This is a genomic window from Bacillus sp. SIMBA_005 (assembly GCF_046535585.1).
Classification (GTDB): domain Bacteria; phylum Bacillota; class Bacilli; order Bacillales; family Bacillaceae; genus Bacillus; species Bacillus pumilus.
The window spans coordinates 1-364 of the sequence record NZ_JAWRWI010000101.1 but is presented as its reverse complement, the minus strand read 5'-3'; the positions used below and the strand labels follow the sequence as shown (position 1 = coordinate 364).

1 protein-coding gene is annotated in these 364 nt (G+C 70.1%); it reads left to right on the top strand.

Translation table 11 applies throughout. The features are described 5' to 3' along the window. Nucleotides 1–364, top strand: a 364-nt coding sequence (locus tag SB660_RS19300) for a hypothetical protein (protein WP_410583841.1), incomplete at both ends; no start/stop codon positions are given.

Genomic DNA, 364 nt, shown 5'->3' with positions numbered 1-364 from the left:
CGGCGACCTCCGCGACCATCCCCTCCCTGCGCGTGTTCTCGGCGACCGACGAGGGTGACGAGTACCAGGGAGACCTGCTGCTCACCGATCAGACCTACGCGGCGATCGAGAACGCCGGCAGCGATGAGATCACGTTCCTCGTGCTCTCGTCGGCCGCTCATCCCGCGAGCATCCTCGCCGGTCTGCGGGTCGCGCAGTCGGTCGTGGTCGTCACGCGCGAGCGCGACACGACCACTTCCGAGATCCGCTGGATCAGGGAAGAGGCCGACGGGATCGACACGCGGATCCTCGGGGCGATCGCAGAGCGCGGCCTGCCGCGCGCGCAGCGCAAGGAGTCGGGCATCGCCTGGCCGTTCCCCGCACG